The organism is Mumia spirodelae, assembly GCF_050632745.1.
Classification (GTDB): Bacteria; Actinomycetota; Actinomycetes; order Propionibacteriales; family Nocardioidaceae; genus Mumia.
This window is the reverse complement of the sequence record NZ_JBODSD010000002.1, coordinates 1,229,059-1,251,242: the sequence shown is the minus strand read 5'-3', so window position 1 is coordinate 1,251,242 and position 22,184 is coordinate 1,229,059. Positions and strand designations below refer to the sequence as shown.

At 71.9% G+C, this 22,184-nt stretch carries 16 protein-coding genes; 8 read left to right on the top strand and 8 right to left on the bottom strand.

Translation table 11 applies throughout. The features are described 5' to 3' along the window. Nucleotides 1-13: 13 nt before the first annotated feature. The 6 genes from ACQSSQ_RS15255 to ACQSSQ_RS15230 are packed head-to-tail and all read right to left on the bottom strand — an operon-like array spanning nt 14 to nt 7,731. Nucleotides 14-691 carry a response regulator gene (locus tag ACQSSQ_RS15255; RefSeq protein WP_431327935.1) on the bottom strand — a complete coding sequence of 226 codons (678 nt, stop codon included), beginning with the start codon at nt 689-691 and terminating at the stop codon, nt 14-16. Further along, entirely contained in the window at nt 688-3,288 is a 2,601-nt protein-coding gene (locus tag ACQSSQ_RS15250; protein WP_431327934.1) for a DUF4118 domain-containing protein, read from the bottom strand. The genes ACQSSQ_RS15255 and ACQSSQ_RS15250 overlap by 4 nt, the downstream gene beginning before the upstream one ends. 13 nt (nt 3,289-3,301) lie before the next feature. Beyond that, the gene (gene kdpC / locus ACQSSQ_RS15245; RefSeq protein WP_431327933.1) at nt 3,302-3,943 is read right to left on the bottom strand and encodes a potassium-transporting ATPase subunit KdpC; all 642 of its coding nucleotides are present in this window, start codon (nt 3,941-3,943) and stop codon (nt 3,302-3,304) included. Nucleotides 3,944-3,980: 37 nt separating this feature from the next. Next, on the bottom strand, nt 3,981-5,984 hold the full coding sequence (gene kdpB, locus ACQSSQ_RS15240) for a potassium-transporting ATPase subunit KdpB (protein ID WP_431327932.1): 2,004 nt from the start codon (nt 5,982-5,984) through the stop codon (nt 3,981-3,983). Continuing rightward, the gene (gene kdpA, locus ACQSSQ_RS15235) at nt 5,981-7,642 is read right to left on the bottom strand and encodes a potassium-transporting ATPase subunit KdpA (RefSeq protein WP_431327931.1); all 1,662 of its coding nucleotides are present in this window, start codon (nt 7,640-7,642) and stop codon (nt 5,981-5,983) included. Before kdpA ends, kdpB begins: the two co-directional genes overlap by 4 nt. Continuing rightward, on the bottom strand, nt 7,642-7,731 hold the full coding sequence (locus tag ACQSSQ_RS15230; RefSeq protein ID WP_431327930.1) for a potassium-transporting ATPase subunit F: 90 nt from the start codon (nt 7,729-7,731) through the stop codon (nt 7,642-7,644). The genes kdpA and ACQSSQ_RS15230 overlap by 1 nt, the downstream gene beginning before the upstream one ends. Nucleotides 7,732-7,906: 175 nt before the next feature. On the opposite strand from ACQSSQ_RS15230, the gene ilvA reads away from it, so the two are divergent. Further along, the gene (ilvA, locus tag ACQSSQ_RS15225) at nt 7,907-9,181 is read left to right on the top strand and encodes a threonine ammonia-lyase IlvA (RefSeq protein ID WP_431327929.1); all 1,275 of its coding nucleotides are present in this window, start codon (nt 7,907-7,909) and stop codon (nt 9,179-9,181) included. 99 nt (nt 9,182-9,280) lie between these two features. Here the strand turns inward: ilvA and ACQSSQ_RS15220 are convergent, their stop codons facing one another. Further along, on the bottom strand, nt 9,281-9,601 hold the full coding sequence (locus tag ACQSSQ_RS15220) for a cupin domain-containing protein (protein ID WP_431327928.1): 321 nt from the start codon (nt 9,599-9,601) through the stop codon (nt 9,281-9,283). A gap of 145 nt (nt 9,602-9,746) precedes the next feature. Between ACQSSQ_RS15220 and ACQSSQ_RS15215 the strand changes: the two genes are divergently transcribed. From ACQSSQ_RS15215 to ACQSSQ_RS15195, 5 genes are read left to right on the top strand one after another with little or no spacing between them, the layout of a single operon-like run. Continuing rightward, complete coding sequence (locus tag ACQSSQ_RS15215; protein ID WP_431327927.1) at nt 9,747-13,541, top strand: nitrate reductase subunit alpha; 3,795 nt, start codon at nt 9,747-9,749, stop codon at nt 13,539-13,541. A 25-nt stretch (nt 13,542-13,566) separates the two neighbouring features. After that, a complete protein-coding gene (narH, locus tag ACQSSQ_RS15210; RefSeq protein ID WP_431327926.1) occupies nt 13,567-15,237 on the top strand; it encodes a nitrate reductase subunit beta in 1,671 nt (556 codons plus the stop codon). After that, nucleotides 15,234-15,983 (top strand): nitrate reductase molybdenum cofactor assembly chaperone, encoded by a 750-nt coding sequence (gene narJ / locus ACQSSQ_RS15205; protein WP_431327925.1) that lies wholly within the window; start codon nt 15,234-15,236, stop codon nt 15,981-15,983. Before narH ends, narJ begins: the two co-directional genes overlap by 4 nt. Then, a complete protein-coding gene (narI, locus tag ACQSSQ_RS15200; protein ID WP_431327924.1) occupies nt 15,980-16,717 on the top strand; it encodes a respiratory nitrate reductase subunit gamma in 738 nt (245 codons plus the stop codon). The genes narJ and narI overlap by 4 nt, the downstream gene beginning before the upstream one ends. Before the next feature lie 13 nt (nt 16,718-16,730). Further along, nucleotides 16,731-17,960 (top strand): MFS transporter, encoded by a 1,230-nt coding sequence (locus ACQSSQ_RS15195; protein ID WP_431327923.1) that lies wholly within the window; start codon nt 16,731-16,733, stop codon nt 17,958-17,960. Here ACQSSQ_RS15195 and ACQSSQ_RS15190 read toward each other — a convergent pair. After that, nucleotides 17,957-18,754 (bottom strand): alpha/beta fold hydrolase, encoded by a 798-nt coding sequence (locus ACQSSQ_RS15190; protein WP_431327922.1) that lies wholly within the window; start codon nt 18,752-18,754, stop codon nt 17,957-17,959. The two genes, ACQSSQ_RS15195 and ACQSSQ_RS15190, sit on opposite strands and share 4 nt — an antisense overlap. Before the next feature lie 166 nt (nt 18,755-18,920). On the opposite strand from ACQSSQ_RS15190, the gene ACQSSQ_RS15185 reads away from it, so the two are divergent. Beyond that, nucleotides 18,921-20,954, top strand: a complete 2,034-nt coding sequence (locus ACQSSQ_RS15185; RefSeq protein WP_431327921.1) for an MSCRAMM family protein — start codon at nt 18,921-18,923, stop codon at nt 20,952-20,954. A gap of 33 nt (nt 20,955-20,987) precedes the next feature. Continuing rightward, nucleotides 20,988-22,184, top strand: a complete 1,197-nt coding sequence (locus ACQSSQ_RS15180; RefSeq protein ID WP_431327920.1) for a CaiB/BaiF CoA transferase family protein — start codon at nt 20,988-20,990, stop codon at nt 22,182-22,184.

The following is a 22,184-nucleotide window of genomic DNA, read 5'->3' as shown; positions in this document are numbered from 1 at the left end:
GCGGCTCGCACCCTCACGCGACGAAGCGGTAGCCCAGCCCCGGCTCGGTGAGGAAGTGCTTCGGCTTCGCCGGGTCGTCCTCGAGCTTGCGGCGGATCTGTGCGAGGTAGACGCGCAGATAGTGGGTCTCGCGCTCGTACGCCGGACCCCACACGTCACGGAGGAGCTCGGTCTGCCGGACGAGCCGGCCGGGCCGTCGCAGCAGCGCCGCCACGATGCGCCACTCGGTCGGGGTGAGGTGGACCTCGGCGCCGTCCTTGGTGGCGGTGCCGTCGTCCGGGTCGAGGACGAGCCCGTCGATGGCGACGGCGTGGGACGAAGACGGCACGGCACCTCCACGGCGGACCGCAGCCCGCACCCGCGCGAGCAGCTCCTCCATCCCGAACGGCTTGGTGACGTAGTCGTCGGCCCCCGCGTCGAGCGCCTCGACCTTGTCGTCCGACTCGTGCCGGGCGGACAGCACGACGATCGGGACGTTGCTCGTCGCGCGGACTCGGCGGATCACCGCGGTGCCGCTGACGTCCGGCAGCCCGAGGTCGAGCACGATCACGTCAGGCTCGCGCTCGGCCACGATCTGCAGCGCCGACCGTCCGTCCCCGGCGGTCTCCACCTCGTAGTCGCGTGCCCGCAGGTTGATCCGCAGCGTCCGCAGGATCGCGGGGTCGTCGTCGACCGCGAGCACGAACGTCATCGCCTGTCCTCCTCGACGGCCGGGTCCGTCGCGTCCTCCGGCTCCGGCCGGTACGGCGCGACCTCCGCCTCAGGTGCACCGTCCGTCGCCTTCGCCCGAGGGAGCGACAGGACGAAGGTCAGCCCGCCGCCGGGCGTCTCCTCGGCGTCCAGCGTGCCCGACATCGCCTCGGTCAGCCCGCGCGCCACGGCGAGCCCGAGGCCGACCCCGTCTCCCTGCGGGACGTCGCCCAGCCGCTGGAAGGGGGCGAAGAGCTGGTCGAAGGCGTCCGACGGCACCCCCGGACCGTGGTCGACGATCCGCAGGCACACCAGCGGGACGCCGTCGGACTCGACGTACGCCGATCCCTGCACCGTGACCCGGCTGTCGGTGTGCTTCAGCGCGTTCTCGCACAGGTTCGCGAGGACCCGTTCCAGCAGCCCGGCGTCGGCGTGCACGAGAGGCAGGTCGGCGTCGACCCGGACGTCGACCCGGTCGGCCTCGGGCAGGGGAGCGACGGCTCGGCGCACCACGGACTCGACGTCGACGTCGGTGGGCAGGGCGGTGATCGCACCGGTCCGCAGCCGGCTCATGTCGAGCAGGTTCGCGACCAGGGCGTCGAGCCGGTCCGCCGACTCCTCGATCGTCATCAGCAGCTCGGCCTCGTCCTCCTCCGACCAGGCGATCTCGTCGTTGCGCAGGCTCGACACCGCGGCCTTGATCGCGGCCAGCGGACTGCGCAGGTCGTGCGAGACGGCGGCCAGCAGCGCCGTACGCGTCCGGTCGGTCTCCGCGAGCTGCACGGCGCGCGCCTGCTCGGTCGCGGCGCGGGCGCGTTCGAGGATGACGGCGGCGTGCGCGGCGTACGCCGTCACGAGGCGGCGGTCGGAGGCGGCGAGCGTCCGCCCGCGCAGGACGAGGAAGGTGCGGTCGTCGATCGGGACGTCGACGTCCGCGGTGTCGACCGACGCCGGTGCGTCCCCGTGCGCGACGACCGTGGTCCATCCCTTCTCGTCCCGGGCGAGGATCGCCGCCCCGGTCATCGAGAACACCTCGCACGCCTGGGTGAGGACGGCGGGGAGGCTCTCGCCGGCGCGGAGCAGGCTGTGCGAGAGGACGGCGAGCGCGTCGGCCTCGGACGACGCCCGCCGCGCCTGCGCCGCGCGCCCGGCCGCCAGGTCGACGACCGAGGCGACCGCAGCCCCGACGACGACGAAGACCGCGATGACCACGACGTACTGGCCGCGGGCGATCGTGAGCGTGTGGAGGGGCTCCACGAAGTACCAGTTGAGCAGCACCGCCGAGATCACGGCCGCGACCAGCGCGGGGACCAGTCCCCCGACGATCGCGACCACGACCACGACGCTGAGCATCAGCATCGACTCGAGCGTGAGGTCGTGGAGGTCGGACGTGGCGACCAGGAGCAGCGCCGTCACGATCGGGAGGAGCACGCCGAGCACGTAGCCGACGACCGTCCGCCGCAGGCCGAGGTCCGGTCGCCGCTGGCGGTCGCGGGTGCCCTGACGCGCCTGGTCGTGGCTGACGATGTGGACGTCGATGTCGCCCGAGCCGTCGATCACGCGCTCGCCGACGCCCGGGCGGAAGGCCGTCGACCAGCGCCCGCGGCGACTGGCGCCGATGAGGATCTGCGACGCGTTCTCGGCGCGTGCGAACTCCAGGATCCCTGTCGCGACGTCGTCGCTGACGACCGTGTGGAAGCTGCCTCCCATGTCCTTGACCATCGTGTGCTGCCGCGCGAGCTGGTCGGGCGAGGTGCCCGAGAGCCCGTCGCCGCGCGCGACGTAGACGGCGAGCCACTCGCCGCCGGCGGTGCGGCCCGCGATCAGCGCCGCGCGGCGCAGCAGCGTCGGCGACTCCGGTCCTCCGGTCACCGCGACCACGATCCGCTCGCGGGTCGGCCAGGTCGCGTTGATGCGGTGCTTCTGGCGGTAGAGCTCGAGCCCCTCGTCGACGCGGTCGGCGACCCACAGCAGCGCGAGCTCGCGCAGTGCGGCGAGGTTGCCCTCGCGGAAGTAGCGCGAGAGCGCGGCGTCGACCTTGTCGGCGGCGTAGACGTTGCCGTGCGCGAGCCGCCGACGCAGGGCCTGCGGGCTCATGTCGACCAGCTCGACGGCGTCGGCGTCCCGCACGACGTGGTCCGGGACGGTCTCGCGCTGGCGCACCCCCGTGATCGCCTCGACCACGTCGTTGAGGGACTCGAGGTGCTGGACGTTGACCGTGGTGATGACGTCGATCCCGGCGTCGAGGAGCACGTCGACGTCCTCCCAGCGCTTGGCGTGCTCCACGCCAGGGACGTTGGTGTGGGCGAGCTCGTCGACGACCGCGACCTCCGGCCTGCGGAGGAGGACGGCATCGAGGTCCATCTCCTCGTACGACGAGCCGCGGTAGGCGACACGGCGACGCGGTACGATCTCCAGCCCGTCGAGCTGCTCGGCGGTGTGGACGCGCGCGTGGGTCTCGACGAAGCCGACGACGACGTCGGTCCCGCGCGCGGCGCGGCGCTGCGCCTCGTCGAGCATCTTGTACGTCTTCCCCACGCCGGGGGCGGCCCCGAGATAGACCCGGAGCCGCCCGCGACGTGTGGGCGGGTGGTCCATACCCGCCATCCTGTCAGCCCTCCGCGGCGTCGCGGACCGCGATGTTGAGCAGGAGGACGTTCACGCCCTCCTCGCCGAGGAAGCCGAAGGTCCGTCCGGTCGTGCTCGTGTGGATGAGGTCGCGCACCCGCGCCTCGCTCAAGCCGTTGGCCTCGGCGACGCGGGGCGCCTGCAGCTCGGCGTACGCGGTCGAGATGTGTGGGTCGAGACCCGATGCCGAGGCGGTGAGTGCGTCGGGCGGGACATCGGCCGGGGCCACACCTTCCTCGGCGGCGACGGCTGCGCGTCGCTCCTCGATCGAGGCGAGGAGGTCCGGGTTGGAGGGCCCGAGGTTGCTCGCCGCGCTCGCCAGACCGTCGTACGCGGCGGCCGACGGGCGCGAGTGGAACAGCGCGGGGTCGTCGAACGCCTGCCCGAGGATCGCGGAGCCGACAGGCGTGCCGTCGACCTCCACGATCTGGCCGTTCGCCCGGTCCTCGGCGACGGCCTGGCCGACCGCCCAGACGGCAGCCGGGTAGCCGATCCCGAGGATGACGGTGAGGAGGAGCAGGACGCGCAGGCCGGTGGCGGTCTGGCGCAGCAGCCCCGCGCCGATCGGGGCGTGCGCCGGCGCAGCGTCGGCGTCGCGCTCGGTCGAGGCAGTGGTCGTGGTCATGATGGATGCCCTTTCTCGGAGAGACGAGCCGTGCGGCTCAGAGCGCGGAGCCGAAGAGGCTCGCGAGGAGGAGGTCGATGAGCTTGATCCCGACGAACGGCGCGACGAGGCCGCCGAGCCCGTAGACCAGGAGGTTGCGGCGCAGCAGCCCGGCTGCCGAGCTCACGCGGTACATCACGCCCTTCAGCGCCAGCGGGATGAGGCCGACGATGATGAGGGCGTTGAAGATGACGGCGGAGAGGATCGCGGACTCGGGGCTGTGCAGGCGCATGACGTCCAGCGACTCGAGGCTCGGGTACGCGGCGACGAACATCGCCGGGATGATCGCGAAGTACTTCGCGACGTCGTTGGCGACCGAGAACGTCGTCAAGGCGCCGCGTGTGATGAGCAGCTGCTTGCCGATCTCGACGATGTCGATGAGCTTCGTCGGGTCGGAGTCGAGGTCGACCATGTTGCCGGCCTCCTTCGCGGCCGAGGTGCCCGAGCTCATCGCGACGCCGACGTCGGCGGCCGCGAGCGCCGGTGCGTCGTTCGTGCCGTCACCGGTCATCGCGACGAGGCGTCCTCCGGACTGCTCGTGGCGGATGAAGGCCATCTTGTCCTCCGGGGTCGCCTCCGCGAGCACGTCGTCGACGCCGGCCTCCGCGGCGATCGCCTTGGCGGTGATCGCGTTGTCGCCGGTCACCATCACGGTGCGGATGCCCATCCGGCGCAGCTCGGCGAAGCGCTCGACCATGCCTGGCTTCACGACGTCCTTGAGGTGGACCACGCCGAGGATGCGGTCGCCCGCCCCTCCGCGCACGGCGACCACCAGCGGCGTACCGCCCTCGGCGCTGATCCGCTCGACGGCCGACTCGACGCTCGGCGGGAGCACGGTGTCGCCGAGCCAGGCCAGGACCGCCGACGCGGCGCCCTTGCGGACCTGCGTCCCGTCGGCGAGGTCGAGCCCGGACATCCGCGTCGTCGCGGAGAACTCGACGACCTCCGCGCGGTCGGGGAGCGCCGAGTCCGCGGCGCCCTGCGCGAGAGCGAGCTCGACGATAGACCGGCCCTCGGGGGTCGGGTCGGCCAGGCTGGAGAGACGAGCGGTGTCGCGCAGCGCCGCGACGTCGAGGCCCGCCTGCGGGACGAACGCCGTCGCGCGGCGGTTGCCGTACGTGATGGTGCCGGTCTTGTCGAGGAGCAGCGTGCCGACGTCACCGGCCGCCTCCACGGCGCGCCCCGACATCGCGAGCACGTTCACCCGTACGAGACGGTCCATGCCGGCGATGCCGATCGCCGAGAGCAGGGCGCCGATCGTGGTCGGGATGAGGCAGACCAGCAGCGCCACCAGCACCAGCGTGCGCTGCGGCGCGCCGGCGTAGTCCGCCATCGGTGCCAGCGTCGCCACGGCGAGCAGGAAGACGATCGTGAGGCTGGAGAGCAGGATCGTCAGGGCGCTCTCGTTCGGGGTCTTGCGCCGGCTCGTGCCCTCGACGAGCGCGATCATCGTGTCGAGGAACGTGCTGCCCGGGGCGGCGGTGATCCTGACGACGATCCGGTCCGACAGGACGGTGGTGCCGCCGGTGACCGCGGACCGGTCGCCGCCGGCCTCGCGGATGACCGGAGCGGACTCGCCGGTGATCGCCGACTCGTCGACGGAGGCGATTCCCTCCACGACGTCGCCGTCCCCCGGGATGACCTCGCCGGCCTCGACGACCACCAGGTCACCGATCGTCAGCTCCGTCCCGGGGACCGCGCTCTCCGTGCCGTCGCCGTCGAGCCGCCGTGCGACCGTGTCCTTGCGCGCGGCGCGCAGCGAGGCCGCCTGGGCCTTGCCGCGACCCTCCGCGACCGCCTCGGCGAGGTTGCCGAAGATCACCGTGAGCCACAGCCAGACCGCGACCGCGATCGTGAAGCCGCCCGGGTCCGTCACGGCGAGCACCGTGGTGAGGACGGAGCCGATGAGCACCACGAACATCACCGGGTTGCGCCAGAGGTGGCGCGGGTCGAGCTTGGCCAGGGCCGTGGGGACCTGGGCCAGGAGCAGGGAGAGGGTCATGCGAGGGCCTCCGCGATCGGACCGAGGGCGAGCGCGGGGAAGTAGGTCAGGCCGGTCATCACGAGGATGACGCCGACCAGCAGGCCCGCGAACAGGGGAGTGTGGGTGGGAAGGGTGCCGGCGGTCGCGGGGACCTTGCCCTGCCGCGCCAGCGAACCGGCCAGCGCGAGCACGAAGAGGATCGGGACGAACCGGCCGAGGAGCATCGCCGTGGCGAGCATCAGCTGGAAGAAGGTCGACGTCACCGTTATGCCGCCGAAGGCGCTGCCGTTGTTGTTGGCTGCCGACGTGAAGGCGTAGACGACCTCGGAGAAGCCGTGGCCACCGGGGTTGCCGAGGGCGTCGGCGGTGCTCGGCAGCGCGATCGCGATACCGACACCGACGAGCACGAGGGCGGGCGTCGTGAGGGTGTACAGCGCGACGTAGCGCATCTCGGTCGTCCGGATCTTCTTGCCCAGCAGCTCCGGCGTACGCCCGACCATCAGGCCGGCCACGAAGACCGCGAGGATCGCCATCACGAGGATGCCGTAGATGCCGGCGCCCACCCCGCCGGGCGTCACCTCGCCGAGCATCATGTTGACGAGGACAGTGCCGCCTCCGGTGGGGGTGTACGAGTCGTGGGCTGCGTTGACCGCCCCGGTCGACGTGCCGGTGGTGACCGTCGCGAAGAGCGCCGAGGCCCACTCGCCGAACCGGGTCTCCTTGCCCTCCATCGCAGCGCCCGCGGCCTGTGCCGACCTGCCGTGCGCCCCGACCTCGGCCCACGTGGTGATCGCGAGCGAGGTGACGAACAGGCCCGCCATCGCACCGAGCACGGCGTAGCCCTGCTTGCGGTTGCCGAGCATCGTGCCGAGCGTGCGGGTCAGGGCCACCGGGATGACCAGCATGAGGAAGATCTCGACGAGGTTGGAGAAACCGTTCGGGTTCTCGAACGGGTGGGCCGAGTTCGCGTTGAAGAAGCCACCGCCGTTGGTGCCGAGCTCCTTGATCGCCTCCTGGCTCGCGGCCGGCCCGGTCGTGATGGTCTGCTGGCCGCCCGTGATCGTGTCGACGACCTGGTCGCCGGTGAACGACTGGACGACTCCGGCGACCACGAGGAGGACGGCGCCGACGAAGGCGATCGGCAGCAGCACCCGCAGCGTCACGCGCACCAGGTCGACCCAGAAGTTGCCGAGCTGGTCGGAACGGTTTCGCGTGAAACCACGGATCAGCGCGACCGCGACGGCGATCCCGACCGCGGCAGAGACGAAGTTCTGCACGGCGAGACCGGCGGCCTGCGCGGTCCAGCCGAGCGTCGACTCACCCGCGTACGACTGCCAGTTCGTGTTGGTCACGAAGGACACGGCGGTGTTGAGCGCCATGTCCCACGGCATGCCGTCCATGCCCCGCGAGTACGGCAGGAAGGACTGCGCCACCAGGAGGAGGAAGAGGAGGACCAGGCTCACGACCGAGAAGCCGACGACCGCGAGCGCGTACGACCGCGTGCTCTGGGTGGCGCCCGGGTTCACGCCGGCCAGGCGGTAGACGCCGCGCTCGACTCGGGTGTGCCGCGGGCTCTCGAGCGTGCGGGCGACGTAGTCGCCGAGCGGTCGGTAGGCGAGTGCCAGGAGGGAGACGAGGGCGAGCAGGCTCAGCACGCCTGCGACGGCGTCAGTCATCAGAACCTCTCCGGGTGGACGAGGGACGCGACGAGGTAGCCGATCAGAAGGGCCACCAGGGAGATGAGGAGGCCGGTTTCGAGACTCATGACGTCGAGTCAACGTCGCGGGATCGCCGTTCCCGCTGCCCTTGATGAGGCCTTGACCGGTCTTGATGCGATCTTGACGGTTCGTCGCGCGGGCTTGACGGTTCGCCGCGCAGGGCGGTGCCCGTGTGCTGGACCGGCGGGAGCGCGTCGCATGTCCCGTCCTACGCTGGACGCCGTGCCTGTGACCGCTGACGACGTCGACGCTGCCTACGCACCTGTCTCCCAGGTCGCCGTCCGGACCCCGCTCGAACGCGACCGGCGTCTCGCCGAACGGACCCGCGCCGACGTCTGGCTCAAGCGCGAGGACCTTCAGGTCGTCCGCTCGTACAAGCTGCGCGGCGCCTTCCACATGATCTCCCGTCTGGACCCGGAGGAACGCGAGCGTGGCCTCGTCGCCGCCAGCGCGGGGAACCACGCGCAGGGCGTCGCGTACGCCGCCCGGGCGCTCGGGACCTTCGCCCGCATCTACCTCCCGCGCACCACGCCGCGGCAGAAGCGCGACCGGATCGCGACCCTCGGCGGCGACGCGGTCGAGGTCATCGTCGGCGGCGAGACGTACGACGCGGCGAGCGCGACGGCGCTCGAGGACTCCTCGCTCACCGGCGCCACGGTCGTCCCCGCGTTCGACCACCCGGACGTGATCGCGGGGCAGGGCACCGTGGTGCGCGAGGCCTGCGAGCAGCTCGCGGAGCAGCACCCTGGCTCCGTCCCCGACGTGGTCGTGGTCCCGGTCGGGGGCGGCGGCCTGGTCGCGGGCGTGGCGGCGTGGCTCGCCGCGCGCCACCCCGAGACGCGTGTCGTGGGTGTGGAGCCGTCGGGCGCGGCGAGCATGGCGGCAGCGATGGCGCGCGGCGGTCCGGTGACGCTGGACGAGGTGGACGCGTTCGTCGACGGCGCCGCGGTCCGTCGCGTGGGGGACCACCCGTACGAGGTCCTCGCGGAGCTGGCGCGTGCCGGGCGTCCGGTGGAGCTGGTCAGCGTCGACGCCGGCATGGTCAGCGAGGAGATGCTCGACCTGTTCGAGGTCGACGGCGTCATCGCGGAGCCTGCGGGGGCGCTCGCCGCGGCGGCCCTGCGGCTGCCGGGCCTCGTGAGCCCGGGGGAGTCCGTGGTCGCGATCGTGTCGGGCGGCAACCACGACGTGAGCCGCTACGCCGAGGTGATCGAGCGGGCGCTCGTCTCGCGCGGCGTGAAGCACTACTGGCTGGTGGAGTTCCCGCAGGAACCGGGCGCGCTGCGGCGCTTCCTCGACGAGGTGCTCGGCCCGGAGGACGACATCACGCTCTTCGAGTACGTCAAGCGGCACAACCGCGAGACCGGACCGGCGCTGGTCGGCATCGAGCTCGGGTCGCCTGAGGGACTGGGCGGCCTCGTCGCCCGGCTGGCGGACTCGCCGTTGCGCGCCAAGAAGCTGTCCCCGGACGACCCCGCGTTCCAGTTCCTCGTCTGAGGCGCGAGGGAAGGGCGCCGCCGGCGCCACACCGCGTAGCCTCATCGGGCACCGTCTCGCGTCTCCGGGTGACCCGGAGACGCCAGTTGGTGACCCGGGTCAGATGTCGGTGACCGCGGTCAGCAGGAAGACCGAGTCCACGACCGCCTTCACGGAGTGCCGTTCGCGGGGGACCGCCGCGAGCATCCCGGTCTCCAGCGCGATCGTGCCGGACTCGCCCACGATCTCGATCGACCCCTTGAGCACGAGCACGCTCGCGGCCGGCGGCGCGTCGTGCTCGGAGAGCTCCGCGCCCTCGGCAAGCCCGAGCACGCTCTGGCGCAGCGGGCCGTCCTGCAGGACCAGCTCCGCGCTGCGTCCGTGCGGCGCCGAGCTCGCGGCATCGGCGTACTCCTCGGTGAGCGCAGCGACGTCACGCATGGCGAACCTCCGTCTCCCGAACGAGCCTCGGTGCCGCGAGCGTAACCGCCCTCGACGCGCTCCGCTCGCCCGATCGTCGGAGGGCGTCTGCTTCCGGTCGCGCACCCGTCACGGTCGCCCTACGTTGGGGCGCGAGGAGGCTGCGATGACCGAGACCACCCGCGAAGGACGAGCCCGCTCACGGCGCACGCGTGCCGGAGGGGGGACCGACGGGCCCGCCTCGGAGGCGTTGCTGGCCCTCGGCGACTTCTTCACGCGCTGGGACGAGAGCGCCGACCGTCGAGCCGTCTACCGCGAGGGCGGCAGACGCGGCGACGTGTTCTACCGCGACCGGTGGAGCCACGACAAGGTCGTCCGGTCCACCCACGGGGTGAACTGCACGGGCTCGTGCTCGTGGAAGGTGTACGTCAAGGACGGCATCATCACGTGGGAGGCGCAGCAGACCGACTACCCGAGCACGGGACCCGACCGGCCGGAGTACGAGCCCCGCGGCTGTCCGCGCGGTGCCGCCTTCTCCTGGTACACGTACTCCCCGACCCGCGTCCGCTACCCGTACGGACGCGGCGTGCTGATCGAGATGTACCGCGAGGCCAAGAAGCGCCTCGGCGATCCCGTCCTGGCGTTCGCGGAGATCGCCGCCGACCCGGAGAAGCGGCGGCGCTACCAGCAGGCGCGCGGCAAGGGCGGCCTCGTCCGGATCTCGTGGGACGAGGCGATCGAGATCGCGGCGGCCGCGCACGTGAACACGATCAAGACCTACGGCCCGGACCGCTGTGCCGGGTTCTCCCCGATCCCGGCGATGTCGATGGTGTCGCACTGCGTCGGCACCCGGTTCATCCAGCTCATCGGCGGCGTGATGACGTCGTTCTACGACTGGTACGCCGACCTGCCGGTGGCGAGCCCGCAGGTCTTCGGCGACCAGACCGACGTGCCGGAGTCCGGCGACTGGTGGGACGCCTCGTACCTGCTCATGTGGGGCTCCAACGTCCCCGTCACCCGCACGCCGGATGCGCACTGGATGGCCGAGGCGCGCTACCGCGGCACCAAGGTCGTCACGGTCTCGCCCGACTACGCCGACAACACGAAGTTCGCCGACGAGTGGATGCCCGCCCAGGCCGGGACGGACGCGGCGCTGGCGATGGCGATGGGCCACGTGATGCTCAAGGAGTACTACCTCGAGCGTCAGGTGCCGTTCTTCACCGACTACGTCAAGCAGTACACCGACCTTCCGTTCCTCGTCCGGCTCAAGCAGAGCGACGACGGTGCGTGGGTGCCGGAGACCTTCCTGACCGAGGCGGACCTGGTCCCGACGGGATCGACCGGCGAGGCGTCGCAGAACGCGGAGTGGAAGACCGTCGTCCTCGACACCCGGACGAACGACGCCGCCGTCCCGAACGGCTCGATGGGCTTCCGGTACGGCGATGCGGGCGAGGGTCGGTGGAACCTCGACCTCGGCGACATCGAGCCGGCGCTGTCGGTCATCGGGCCGGACGCCCAGCCCGGCGAGGTGCTGATGCCGGCCTTCGACGCGCCGGACGGGTCGGGCAGCGTGATCCGGCGCGGCATCCCGGTGCGCCAGGTCGGCGGTCACACGGTCACGACCGTCCTCGACCTCCTCCTCGCGCAGTACGGCGTCGGGCGCGACGGTCTCCCCGGCGAGTGGCCGAGCGGGTACGACGACGCATCCTCGCCGTACACGCCGGCGTGGCAGGAGGAGATCACCTCGGTCCCCGCGGCGCAGTGCATCCGCATCGCGCGCGAGCTGGCGCGCAACTCCGAGGAGTCCGGCGGACGGTCGATGATCATCCTCGGTGCGGGCGTGTGCCAGTGGTTCCACGGCGACGTGACGTACCGCGCGATCCTCACGCTGCTCATGCTCACCGGGGCGATGGGCCGCAACGGAGGCGGCTGGGCGCACTACGTCGGCCAGGAGAAGTGCCGCCCGATCACCGGCTGGATCTCCCTGGCCAACGCGTTGGACTGGACGCGGCCGCCGCGCACCATGACCGGAACCTCGTACTGGTACATGCACACCGGGCAGTGGCGTTCCGACGGCTCCCGCCAGGACGTGCTGACCTCGCCGCTCGCGGAGGGCCACCTCGAGGGCCTCCACACCGCCGACGTGATCGCGAAGTCGGCGCGGATGGGCTGGATGCCGTTCTACCCGCAGTTCGACCGCAACCCGCTCGACCTCGCCGACGAGGCGACGGCGGCGACCGCCGACGGCGCCGCGAAGGACGCCGGCGCGTGGATCGCCGACCGGCTCCAGGACGGCAGCCTCAACGCGGCGATCGACGACGTCGACGCCCCGCAGAACTGGCCGCGCACGCTGGTGCTCTGGCGCTCGAACCTCTTCGGCTCCTCGGCGAAGGGCAACGAGTACTTCCTCGAGTACCTCCTGGGCACGCAGTCGAACGTCGACGCGCCCGACGCGCCCGAGCCGCCGCGGACGATCCGCTGGCGCGACGAGGCGCCGCGGGGCAAGCTCGACCTCCTCGTGTCGGCGGACTTCCGGATGACGTCGACGACGCTGCTCAGCGACATCGTCTTCCCGGCGGCCACCTGGTACGAGAAGTACGACCTGTCCTCGACCGACATGCACCCGTACGTCCACGCGTTCACCCCGGCGATCGACCCGCCGTGGGAGGCGCGCAGCGACTACGACATGTTCACGGCGCTCGCCCGCAAGCTGTCCGAGCTCGCCACGACGCACCTCGGCACGCGCAAGGACCTCGTGACCGTGCCGCTCCAGCACGACACGCCGGGCGAGATCGCGCAGCCCGGCGGCCGCAGCCTCGACTGGCGCGAGGGGCAGACCGACCCGGTCGCCGGCAAGACGATGCCCGTGGTGGCAGTCGTCGAGCGCGACTACACCGCGATCGCGGACAAGCTCGCGACCATCGGCCCGAAGGCCGAGGACCTCGGGTTCACGGTCAAGAACATCACGTACGACCTCAAGGACGCGGTCGCCTCGCTCGCCGCCAAGCACGGCGTGATGGGGTCGGGCGCTGCGGCCGGCCGGCCGGCGATCGACACCGACGCGCGGCTCGCCGAGGCGATCCTCACCTTCTCCGGGACCACCAACGGCCACCTCGCCGTGCAGGGCTTCCGCGACCTCGAGCGGCGGACCGGGCGCCGCCTCGTCGACCTCGCCGAGGGTGCGGAGGAGAAGCAGATCACCTTCTCCATGACGCAGGACTCGCCGCAGCCCGTCATCACCTCGCCGGAGTGGTCGGGCTCGGAGACCGGCGGGCGACGCTATGCGCCGTTCACGGTCAACATCGAGCGTCTCAAGCCGTTCCACACGCTGACCGGGCGGATGCACTTCTACCTCGACCACGCGTGGATGCGCGACTACGGCGAGCAGCTGCCGACGTACCGGCCGCCGCTGGACATGCACCGCATGTACGGCGACGCGCGGCTGGGTCCCGACGCGTCCTCGCCCAGCGGCTCGGACCACTCGACCGACGGAGGGGACGCGCTCCAGATCGCCGTCCGCTACCTCACGCCGCACAACAAGTGGTCGATCCACTCCGAGTACCAGGACAACCTGCTGATGCTCTCCCTCTCGCGCGGCGGACCGACCGTGTGGATGAGCGTCGCCGACGCGGAGAAGATCGCCGTCGCGGACAACGACTGGGTGGAGTGCGACAACGCCAACGGCGTCTTCGTCGGGCGCGCGATCGTGAGCCACCGGATGCCCGAGGGCGTCGTCTACGTGCACCACGCGCAGGAGCGCACCATCGACGTCCCGAAGTCGCAGAAGACCGGCCGGCGCGGAGGCATCCACAACTCCGTCACGCGCCTGCTGGTCAAGCCGACCCACCTCATCGGCGGGTACGCGCAGCTGTCGTACACGTTCAACTACCTCGGCCCGACCGGCAACCAGCGCGACATCGTCTGCACGGTGCGCAAGCGGACCGCGCCGGTGACGTACTGACCGAGCACGAGCGGGAGGAGCATCGATGAAGGTCATGGCCCAGGTCGCGATGGTGATGAACCTCGACAAGTGCATCGGCTGCCACACCTGCTCGGTGACGTGCAAGCAGGCGTGGACCAACCGTGCCGGCGTCGAGTACGTGTGGTTCAACAACGTCGAGACGCGTCCCGGGCAGGGGTATCCGCGTCGCTACGAGGACCAGGAGAAGTGGCGCGGCGGCTGGGTACGCAACCGTCGTGGGCGCATCTCGCTGCGGACGGGCAGCCGCGGGCGCCGCCTGCTCAGCATCTTCGCGAGCCCGGTCCAGCCGGAGCTGGCCGACTACTACGAGCCGTGGACGTACGACTACGAGAACCTGACCCGCGCCCCGCTCGGCGACGACTTCCCGGTTGCGCGGCCGAAGTCGCTCATCACCGGCGACGACATGGCGATCACGTGGTCGGCGAACTGGGACGACAACCTCGGCGGTGGCCCCGACGCGATCGCCCAGGACCCCATCGTGGAGAAGGTCCGGCGCGAGTCGGAGGACAAGATCCGCACCGACCTCGAGCGGACCTTCATGTTCTACCTGCCCCGCATCTGCGAGCACTGCCTCAACCCGTCGTGCATGGCGTCCTGCCCGAGCGGTGCGATCTACAAGCGGTCCGAGGACGGCATCGTGCTCGTCGACCAGGACCGCTGCCGCGGCTGGCGGCAGTGCATCACCGGCTGCCCGTACAAGAAGATCTACTTCAACCACAAGTCGGGCAAGGCCGAGAAGTGCACGTTCTGCTACCCGCGCGTGGAGGTCGGGATCCCGACGGTCTGCGCGGAGACGTGCGTCGGGCGCCTGCGCTACATCGGGGTCTTCCTGTACGACGCCGACCGGGTCACCGAGGCGGCGTCGGTCGAGGACGACAAGGACCTGTACGAGGCGCAGCTCGACCTGATGCTCGACCCGGAGGACCCGCGGGTGGTCGCGGAGGCGCGGGCGCAGGGCATCCCCGAGGACTGGATCACGGGGGCACAGCGCTCGCCGGTGTACGCGCTGGCCAAGAAGTACCGGGTCGCGCTGCCGCTGCACCCGGAGTACCGGACGATGCCGATGGTCTGGTACGTCCCGCCGCTGTCGCCGATCGTGGACCTGCTCGCGGACCAGGGCCACGACGCCGAGGACACCGGCACGTTGTTCGGGGCGATCGAGGCGCTGCGGATCCCGGTGGAGTACCTCGCCGAGCTGTTCACCGCGGGAGACACCGACATCGTCACCGACGTGCTGCGCAAGCTCGCCGCGATGCGGTCGTACATGCGCGGTCTCAACCTCGGCAAGGAGCCGGACGGGTCGATCCCGGCGTCGGTCGGGATGTCGGAGGAGGCCATGTACGCGATGTACCGGCTGATGGCGCTCGCGAAGTACGACGAGCGCTACGTGATCCCGACCGCGCACACCGAGCAGGCGCACGACCTCGAGGAGATGGGCTGCTCCCTGGACTTCGACGAAGGACCCGGCATGTACGAGTCCGGGCCGGTCGGCGAGGCGAGCGGACGGCCGGTGCCGGTCGCGGTCGAGACCTTCCACGCGCTCAAGCAGCGGCAGGAGTCGGACACGATCGCGGCACCGGACCCGCAGAGCAGCGGTCAGGTGAACCTGCTCAACTGGGACGCGCGCGGTGCACCGGAAGGTCTGTTCCCGCCGGAGCGAGGGGCGCGGTCATGAAGCGGGACGCCCGGGTCGTGCACCGTGCGGCGGCCATCCTTCTCGCCTACCCGTCGCCCGCGACGTACGAGCGTCTCCCGCTGATTCGCGCCGCCCTTCAGGAGGGTCTCGATACGAATCCCGGTGGTCGAGTAGGGCGAGGAACGTCGTCGACCACCGGTGGTCGAGTAGGGCGAGGAACGAGCCCGTATCGAGACCTCCTCGCCTTCGTCGACGCGGCCGGACGCACGCCGGTCGACGCGCTGGCCCGCCGCTACGTCGAGGTGTTCGACCTCGACCGCAAGCACCCGCTCTACCTCTCGTACTTCACCGACGGCGACACCCGGCGCCGCGGAGAGGTCCTCGCCGCCTTCAAGAAGGCCTACCGAGACTCGGGCCTGGTCGTGGACACGCACGGCGAGCTCCCGGACTACCTGCCGATGGTCCTCGAGCTCGCCGCCCACGACCCGGGCCGGGGCGGCGAGCTGCTCGAGCGCTATCGCCCGAGCGTCGAGCTGCTGAGGCTGGCGCTGGAGGACGCGGACACACGGACGCCGACGCCGTGGGTGCACGTGCTGCGCGGCGTGTGCGCGACGTACGACGGGCCGGGACCGACCGACCGGGCGGCCGCGATGGCGATGGCGGGGCCGCCGACGGAGACGGTCGGCCTCGACGCGTACGACCCGCGGCTGCTGCCGTTGGATCTCGATACGTCCTCCGCCAGCGCTTCGGGCTACTCGATCACCGGACACGGGAGGGCGCGATGAGCACGGTGCTCTGGGGCGTGATCCCGTACCTCGTCCTCGCCGTCTTCGTCGGCGGCCTGATCTGGCGCTACCGCTACGACCAGTTCGGCTGGACCACCCGCTCGTCGCAGCTGTACGAGTCGCGGCTGCTGCGGATCGCGTCCCCGCTGTTCCACTTCGGCATCCTCGTCGTGGTCATCGGACACGTCGTCGGTCTGCTGATCCCCGAGTCGTGGACGGACGCGATGGGCGTCAGCGAGCACACCTACCACGTCATGGCGCTCTCGCTCGGCGCCGTCGCGGGCGTCGCGACGCTGCTCGGCGTCGCGCTGCTGATCTATCGCCGGCGCAAGACCGGGCCGGTGTTCATGGCGACCACCAAGAACGACAAGACGATGTACGTCGTGCTGGTCGCGGCCATCGTCGCCGGACTCGCGACCACGGTCGTGAGCGTCTTCGACACCGACGTGACCAACTACCGGGAGACGGTCTCGCCGTGGTTCCGGAGCCTGTTCGTCCTGCAGCCCGACGTCGACGCGATGGCGGCCGCGTCCACGTCGTTCCAGGTGCACGCGCTCGTCGGCCTCGCGCTGTTCGCGATCTGGCCGTTCTCGCGCCTCGTGCACGCGTTCACCGCGCCGCTGCACTACCTGTTCCGTCCGTACATCGTCTACCGCAGCCGCGACGACGTCCCCGCCACCCGCGCCCCGCGGCCCGGCTGGGACCCGGTCGGCACGCGGGACCGCGACCGCTGAGGCAGGGGGCACCATGACCGCCGCGACCGAACTTCCCGCGCTTCCGAAAGCCGCCCAGACCCGCAACCTGATCCTCGCGACGTGGGCGTTCGCGATCAGCTTCTGGGCGTGGAACCTCATCGGCCCGCTCGCGGCGCGCTACGCCGTCGAGATGGACCTGTCCGCGACGCAGAAGTCGTTCGTGGTCGCGGTGCCCGTCATCGTCGGCGCGCTCGGCCGGATCGTCGCCGGCACGCTGACCGACAAGTACGGCGGACGGCTGATGTTCACCGTGCTCCTCGTGCTCTCGTCGCCGTTCGTCGTGCTGGTCGCCGTCGCGGGCAACGCCGACTCGTACCAGATGCTCGTCGTGTTCGGCTTCTTCCTCGGCATCGCGGGCACGACCTTCGCGGTCGGCATCCCGATGGTGAAGGCGTGGTACGAGAAGCCGCGTCAGGGCTTCGCGACCGGCCTGTTCGGTGCGGGCATGGGCGGCACCGCGCTGTCGTCGTTCTTCACGCCGCGCTTCGTGGACTGGTTCGGCTACACGGCAACGCACGTCATCATCGCCGTCGCGCTCCTCGTGACGGCCGCCGTGTGCTGGATGCTGATGAGCGACTCGCCCCGTTGGACGCCGTCCACGCAGCCGGCGACGCCGAAGCTGGTCTCGGCCATGAAGGAGCCCGTGACCTGGCAGATGGCCCTGCTGTACGCGATCACGTTCGGCGGGTTCGTCGCGTTCTCGACCTACCTGCCGACCTACCTCGGCGACGTGCTCACCTACGGGTACGACCTCAAGGAGGCGGGCGAGCGGACCGCCGGGTTCGCCATCGCCGCCGTGATCGCGCGGCCGATCGGCGGGACGCTGTCGGACAAGGTCGGCCCGAGGCTCGTGACGCTCGTGTCGTTGGCCGGCACGTCGGTGATGGCGGTCGTGCTGGCGCTGCGGCCGGAGCCGGAGCTGCCGGCGGGTCTGGCGTTCGTGCTGATGGCGGCGTTCCTCGGGCTCGGGGCCGGGTCGGTGTTCGCGTGGGTGGCGCAGCGCGCGCCGGCGGACAAGACCGGAGCGGTCACGGGCATCGTCGGTGCGGCCGGTGGTCTCGGTGGGTTCTTCCCGCCGCTGGTCATGGGCGCGACGTACAACGAGGAGGACCACACCTACACGATCGGTCTGCTCCTGCTCTGCGTCACGGCCGCGCTCGTCTTCCTCTACACGCTCATCGGCCTGCGGGAGCGCCCCGGTGGCCGCCGCCGGAAGGCCTAGGCGACGGCGAGGTCGGCGCTGCGGGTGCGCTCGAGGATCACCCGGGTGATGAGGTCGGGCGCGTCGATCATCGGGACGTGGCCGCAGTCGGGGAGCGACACGTGGGTCGCGTCCGGGAGCCTGCGGCGGGCCTCCTCGGCCTGGGACGGGACGAGGATGCGGTCCTTCGTCCCCCACGCCACGGTCGTCGGGACGACCGGGCGCGCGCGGTAGTGGTAGCGCGTCCCGGCGCGCAGCACGCGGCCGAACGCCGTGCAGTCGCGCAGGGCGAAGGTGTCGCCGAGGAAGTCGTCGGCGTCGATCCGGCCCGGGTGCGCGAACAGGGTCGACATCGCGGCCGCCCGCGACCATCGGCGGGTCGCGATGCGGCGGACGACCGGCTCGGGGGCGCCCGAGGTCGCCTTGAGACCCAGCAGCAGCGCGAACGCCCGAGCGCGCCCGGGCTCGGTCCAGAAGCCGGCGGGCGAGAGCGCCGTCGCCGTCCGGACGGTCCCGCGGGCGGCGAGCTCGAGGGCGATCGCGCCGCCGAGGGAGTTGCCGACGACGTGCGGCCGGTCGAGCCCGAGCTCGCTGAAGAACGTCTCGAGCGCCTCGGCGAAGTCGTCCATGCCGTCGCGCCGCCCCTTCGCGAGGGCGGGCGACGCCCCGAAGCCGGGCAGGTCGAGGGAGACGACGTCGTGGGTCTCGGCGAGCCGGGTCGCGACCGGGCGCCACGCCTCCTTGCGGTGGCCGATCCCGTGGACGAGGACCACGGTCTCCCCGGTCCCCTTGCGGCTGTAGACGATCTCGCTCACGTCGGGCTCCTGTCAGGATCCATGTGACATCGGTCATGTCACGGTCTGGATCGTAACGCACGCCGGCGGCAGTCGGCGGGATCGGCGTGCAAGCCCTGGGGACAAGTCGGACAAACGCCGTTAATCTGCGAAGGCAGCGACCTCTCGGACACGGAAGCAGGCTCGGATGCTCCCCCGCCCTCGCGTCACCCTCGCCGTCGTCGTCGCCCTGTCCTTCCTCGCGCTCGCCACCTTCGGGGGTCCCGCCGGCGCGGCCGCCACCGCGTACGCGACGTGGGGCCCGTTCGAGGGCACCGCGAACGCCTACCGCACGACCGTCCAAATGTCCGGCGTCGGATTTCCCGCAGCGGCGATGACGTCGGACTCGCGGGCCGGGACGGTCGGGGTCGCGAGCTCGGCCTTCTTCAACGCCGCGACGCCGCTCGGTCAGCAGTACGGGTCGAGCCAGGGCTCCTCGTACGTCGTCCTCCGTCCGCGCGCGGACAACGCCACGGCGCCCTCGGTCACGACCTACGCGTTCGAGAGCCCGACGCCGGCGCAGCAGTGGGGCTTCGCGCTCAGCGACATCGACGCCGACGCGGTGACGGTCGGTGCGGTGGTCCAGACGGCGACCGGCGTCCGCGAGGCGACCGGTGCCGAGCTCGGCTTCCAGGGCGCGTTCAACCTCTGCTCGTTCGGCACGCCTCGCCCCAGCGGCTGCACCGCGAGCATCGCCGACGTGCCGACCTGGGACCCGGCCACGCGTACGCTCACCGGCAACCTCCAGGCGCTCGACACGGTCGGGGCGTCGGGCTGGTTCCAGCCGACCGTACGGATCCGGGCGCTCACCCTGACCTTCACCCAGCGCGCCGGGCTCCCGGCGTACCAGACCTGGTTCGTCAACCGCACCCACGCGCTCGCCGGCTCGGTGACCGACGTGTCGACCGGCGGAGGGGCGTGCCCGGTCGGCGGGGCGGTGGTGCGGCTGGTTGACCAGAACGGGCGCGCCGTCGCGACGACGAGTGCGGCCGCCGACGGGACGTACGCATTCGGAGAGGTCGCCTCGCAGGTCGGCTACCGCGTGATCGTCGAGCCGCCCGGCGGGTGCGCGGTCGTCGGCCCGGTCGAGCAGGTCGCCGACGCGAGCCAGGACGTCGTCGTGCCCGCGTTCGGGGTGCGCGAGATCATCCCGTTCCCGGTGTCCGGCCGGGTCACCGACGACGACGGCCGACCGCTCGCCGGCGTCACGGTCACCCTCGACGGCCCCGACGGCGCGACCGCCACGACGACCGACGGCGACGGGCGCTACCTCTTCGACGACAACCCGATCGGCGATGGCTACGTCGTGAGCGTGCAACCGCCGCCCGGATACACGGGGACGACCGAGCGTCCGTCGTTCGCGGTCGACGACGCGCCGGTGACCGGGCAGGACTTCGTGCTGCAGGCGCCGTCGTCGGTCGGCGGGACCGTCACCGGCGGGGGGCAGGGGTTGCCCGGAGTCGTCGTGACGCTCGACCTGGGGGACGGGAGCGCGCCGCGCACCACGGTGTCCGGCGCCGACGGGTCGTACACGTTCGAGGGAGTCCCGGCCGGGGACGGATACGCGATCTCCGTGCAGCCGCCTGAGGGGTACGACGCCGAGTCGCCGATCACCGGGGTGGCTGTCGGCGGCGCCGACGTGACGGGGCATGACTTCGCGCTCACGAGGCCGGGTGCGCTCGGGGGACAGGTGACCGGCGGCGACGGGCCGCAGCCCGGCGTCACGGTCGTGGTCGACGGGCCGGGTCAGCCGGTGTCGCTGCTCACCGACGAGGACGGTGGCTACTACCTGGGCGACCTGTCACCCGGGACGTACACGATCGAGGTCACGCCACCCGGCGGCTACGAGGTGGTGGGCGAGGCGACGCGGACGGTGACGACCACCGACGCCGGCGAGGTCGTCGGTGGTCAGGACTTCGCGGTCAGGGTCCTGGCTACGCCGCCGACGTCCCCGCCCACGTCGGAGCCGACGACCGGTCTGACGACGGCTCCGACCGTCGCGGCCGGCGGCGGCTCGGCCGATGACGATGCGGACGACGACGCGGCTGCCGGTGACGGGCCGGGTGGCCTCCCCGACACCGGGGGTTCGGCGCTGCTCTCGCTGGTCGTGGGTGCGCTCCTGGCCGCGACCGGCGGCACCGTGCTGTGGGTCGGACGCGGGCGGCGGGGCGGCCCGGCTTGACAACCCTGACAGTACTGCTGTCACAATCGCGGGGTGACCCACACCACTGAGTCGTCCCCGGACCGCGGAGCCGCGAAGGGCCCGCTCGCCGGTGTCCGCGTCGTGGAGCTCGCCGGGATCGGTCCCGGTCCGTTCGCCGCGATGCTCCTCGCCGACCTCGGCGCCGACGTCGTTCGCGTCGACCGCGTGGCCCCGGGTGGGCTCCAGGTGATCCCGCAGGACCGCGACCTGCTCGCGCGCGGCCGGCGCTCGGTCGCGATCGACCTCAAGCGTCCTGAGGGCGTCGCCGTCCTTCTTGACCTGGTGGAGCGGGCCGACGTGCTCATCGAGGGCTTCCGGCCCGGCGTCACCGAGCGGCTCGGGTTCGGGCCCGACGTCTGCCTCGCGCGCAACCCGCGTCTCGTCTACGGCCGCATGACCGGGTGGGGCCAGGACGGTCCGCTCGCTCCGAGCGCGGGCCACGACGTCAACTACGTGTCGGTCGCCGGAGCACTGGACCCGATCGGCCGGGCGGGCGGTCCGCCGCAGATCCCGCTGAACCTGCTCGGCGACTTCGCCGGCGGCTCGCTCTACCTCGTGGTCGGCATCCTCTCCGCCCTGCTCGAGGCGCGGACGTCCGGCCAGGGGCAGGTGGTGGACGCGGCGATCGTCGACGGCGCGGCCCACCTCCTCACGATGATCACCAACCTCCAGCAGGTCGGCGCGTGGAGCGACGCGCGCGGCACCAACCTTCTCGACAGCGGGGCGCCGTTCTACGACGTCTACGAGACCTCCGACGGGCGATGGATGTCGGTCGGCGCGCTCGAGCCGCAGTTCTACGCCGAGATGGAGCGTCTGCTCGAGCTGGGGGACCTTCCCGACCGCAACGACCCGCGGGCCTGGCCCGAGCTGCGGGCGCGGCTCGCGGCCCGGTTCGCCGAGCGGACCCAGGCCGAGTGGGCGGAGGTGTTCGAGGGGACCGACGCCTGCGTGGCCCCGGTCGTCCCGATGCGCGAGGCGCCGAAGCACCCCCACCTCGCGGCGCGCGGCACGTACGTCGAGCACGACGGCGTCGTCCAGGCGGCGCCGGCGCCCCGCTTCTCCCGGACCCCGGCCGCCCTCGGCCGTACCCCCGCCAAGCCCGGCACCCACACCCGCGAGGCCCTCGCCGCCTGGGGCATCGGCGACGTCGACGCCCTCGTCGCCTCCGGTGCCGTCGTGCAGACCGAGGAACCCTCGCCGGTCGAGTAG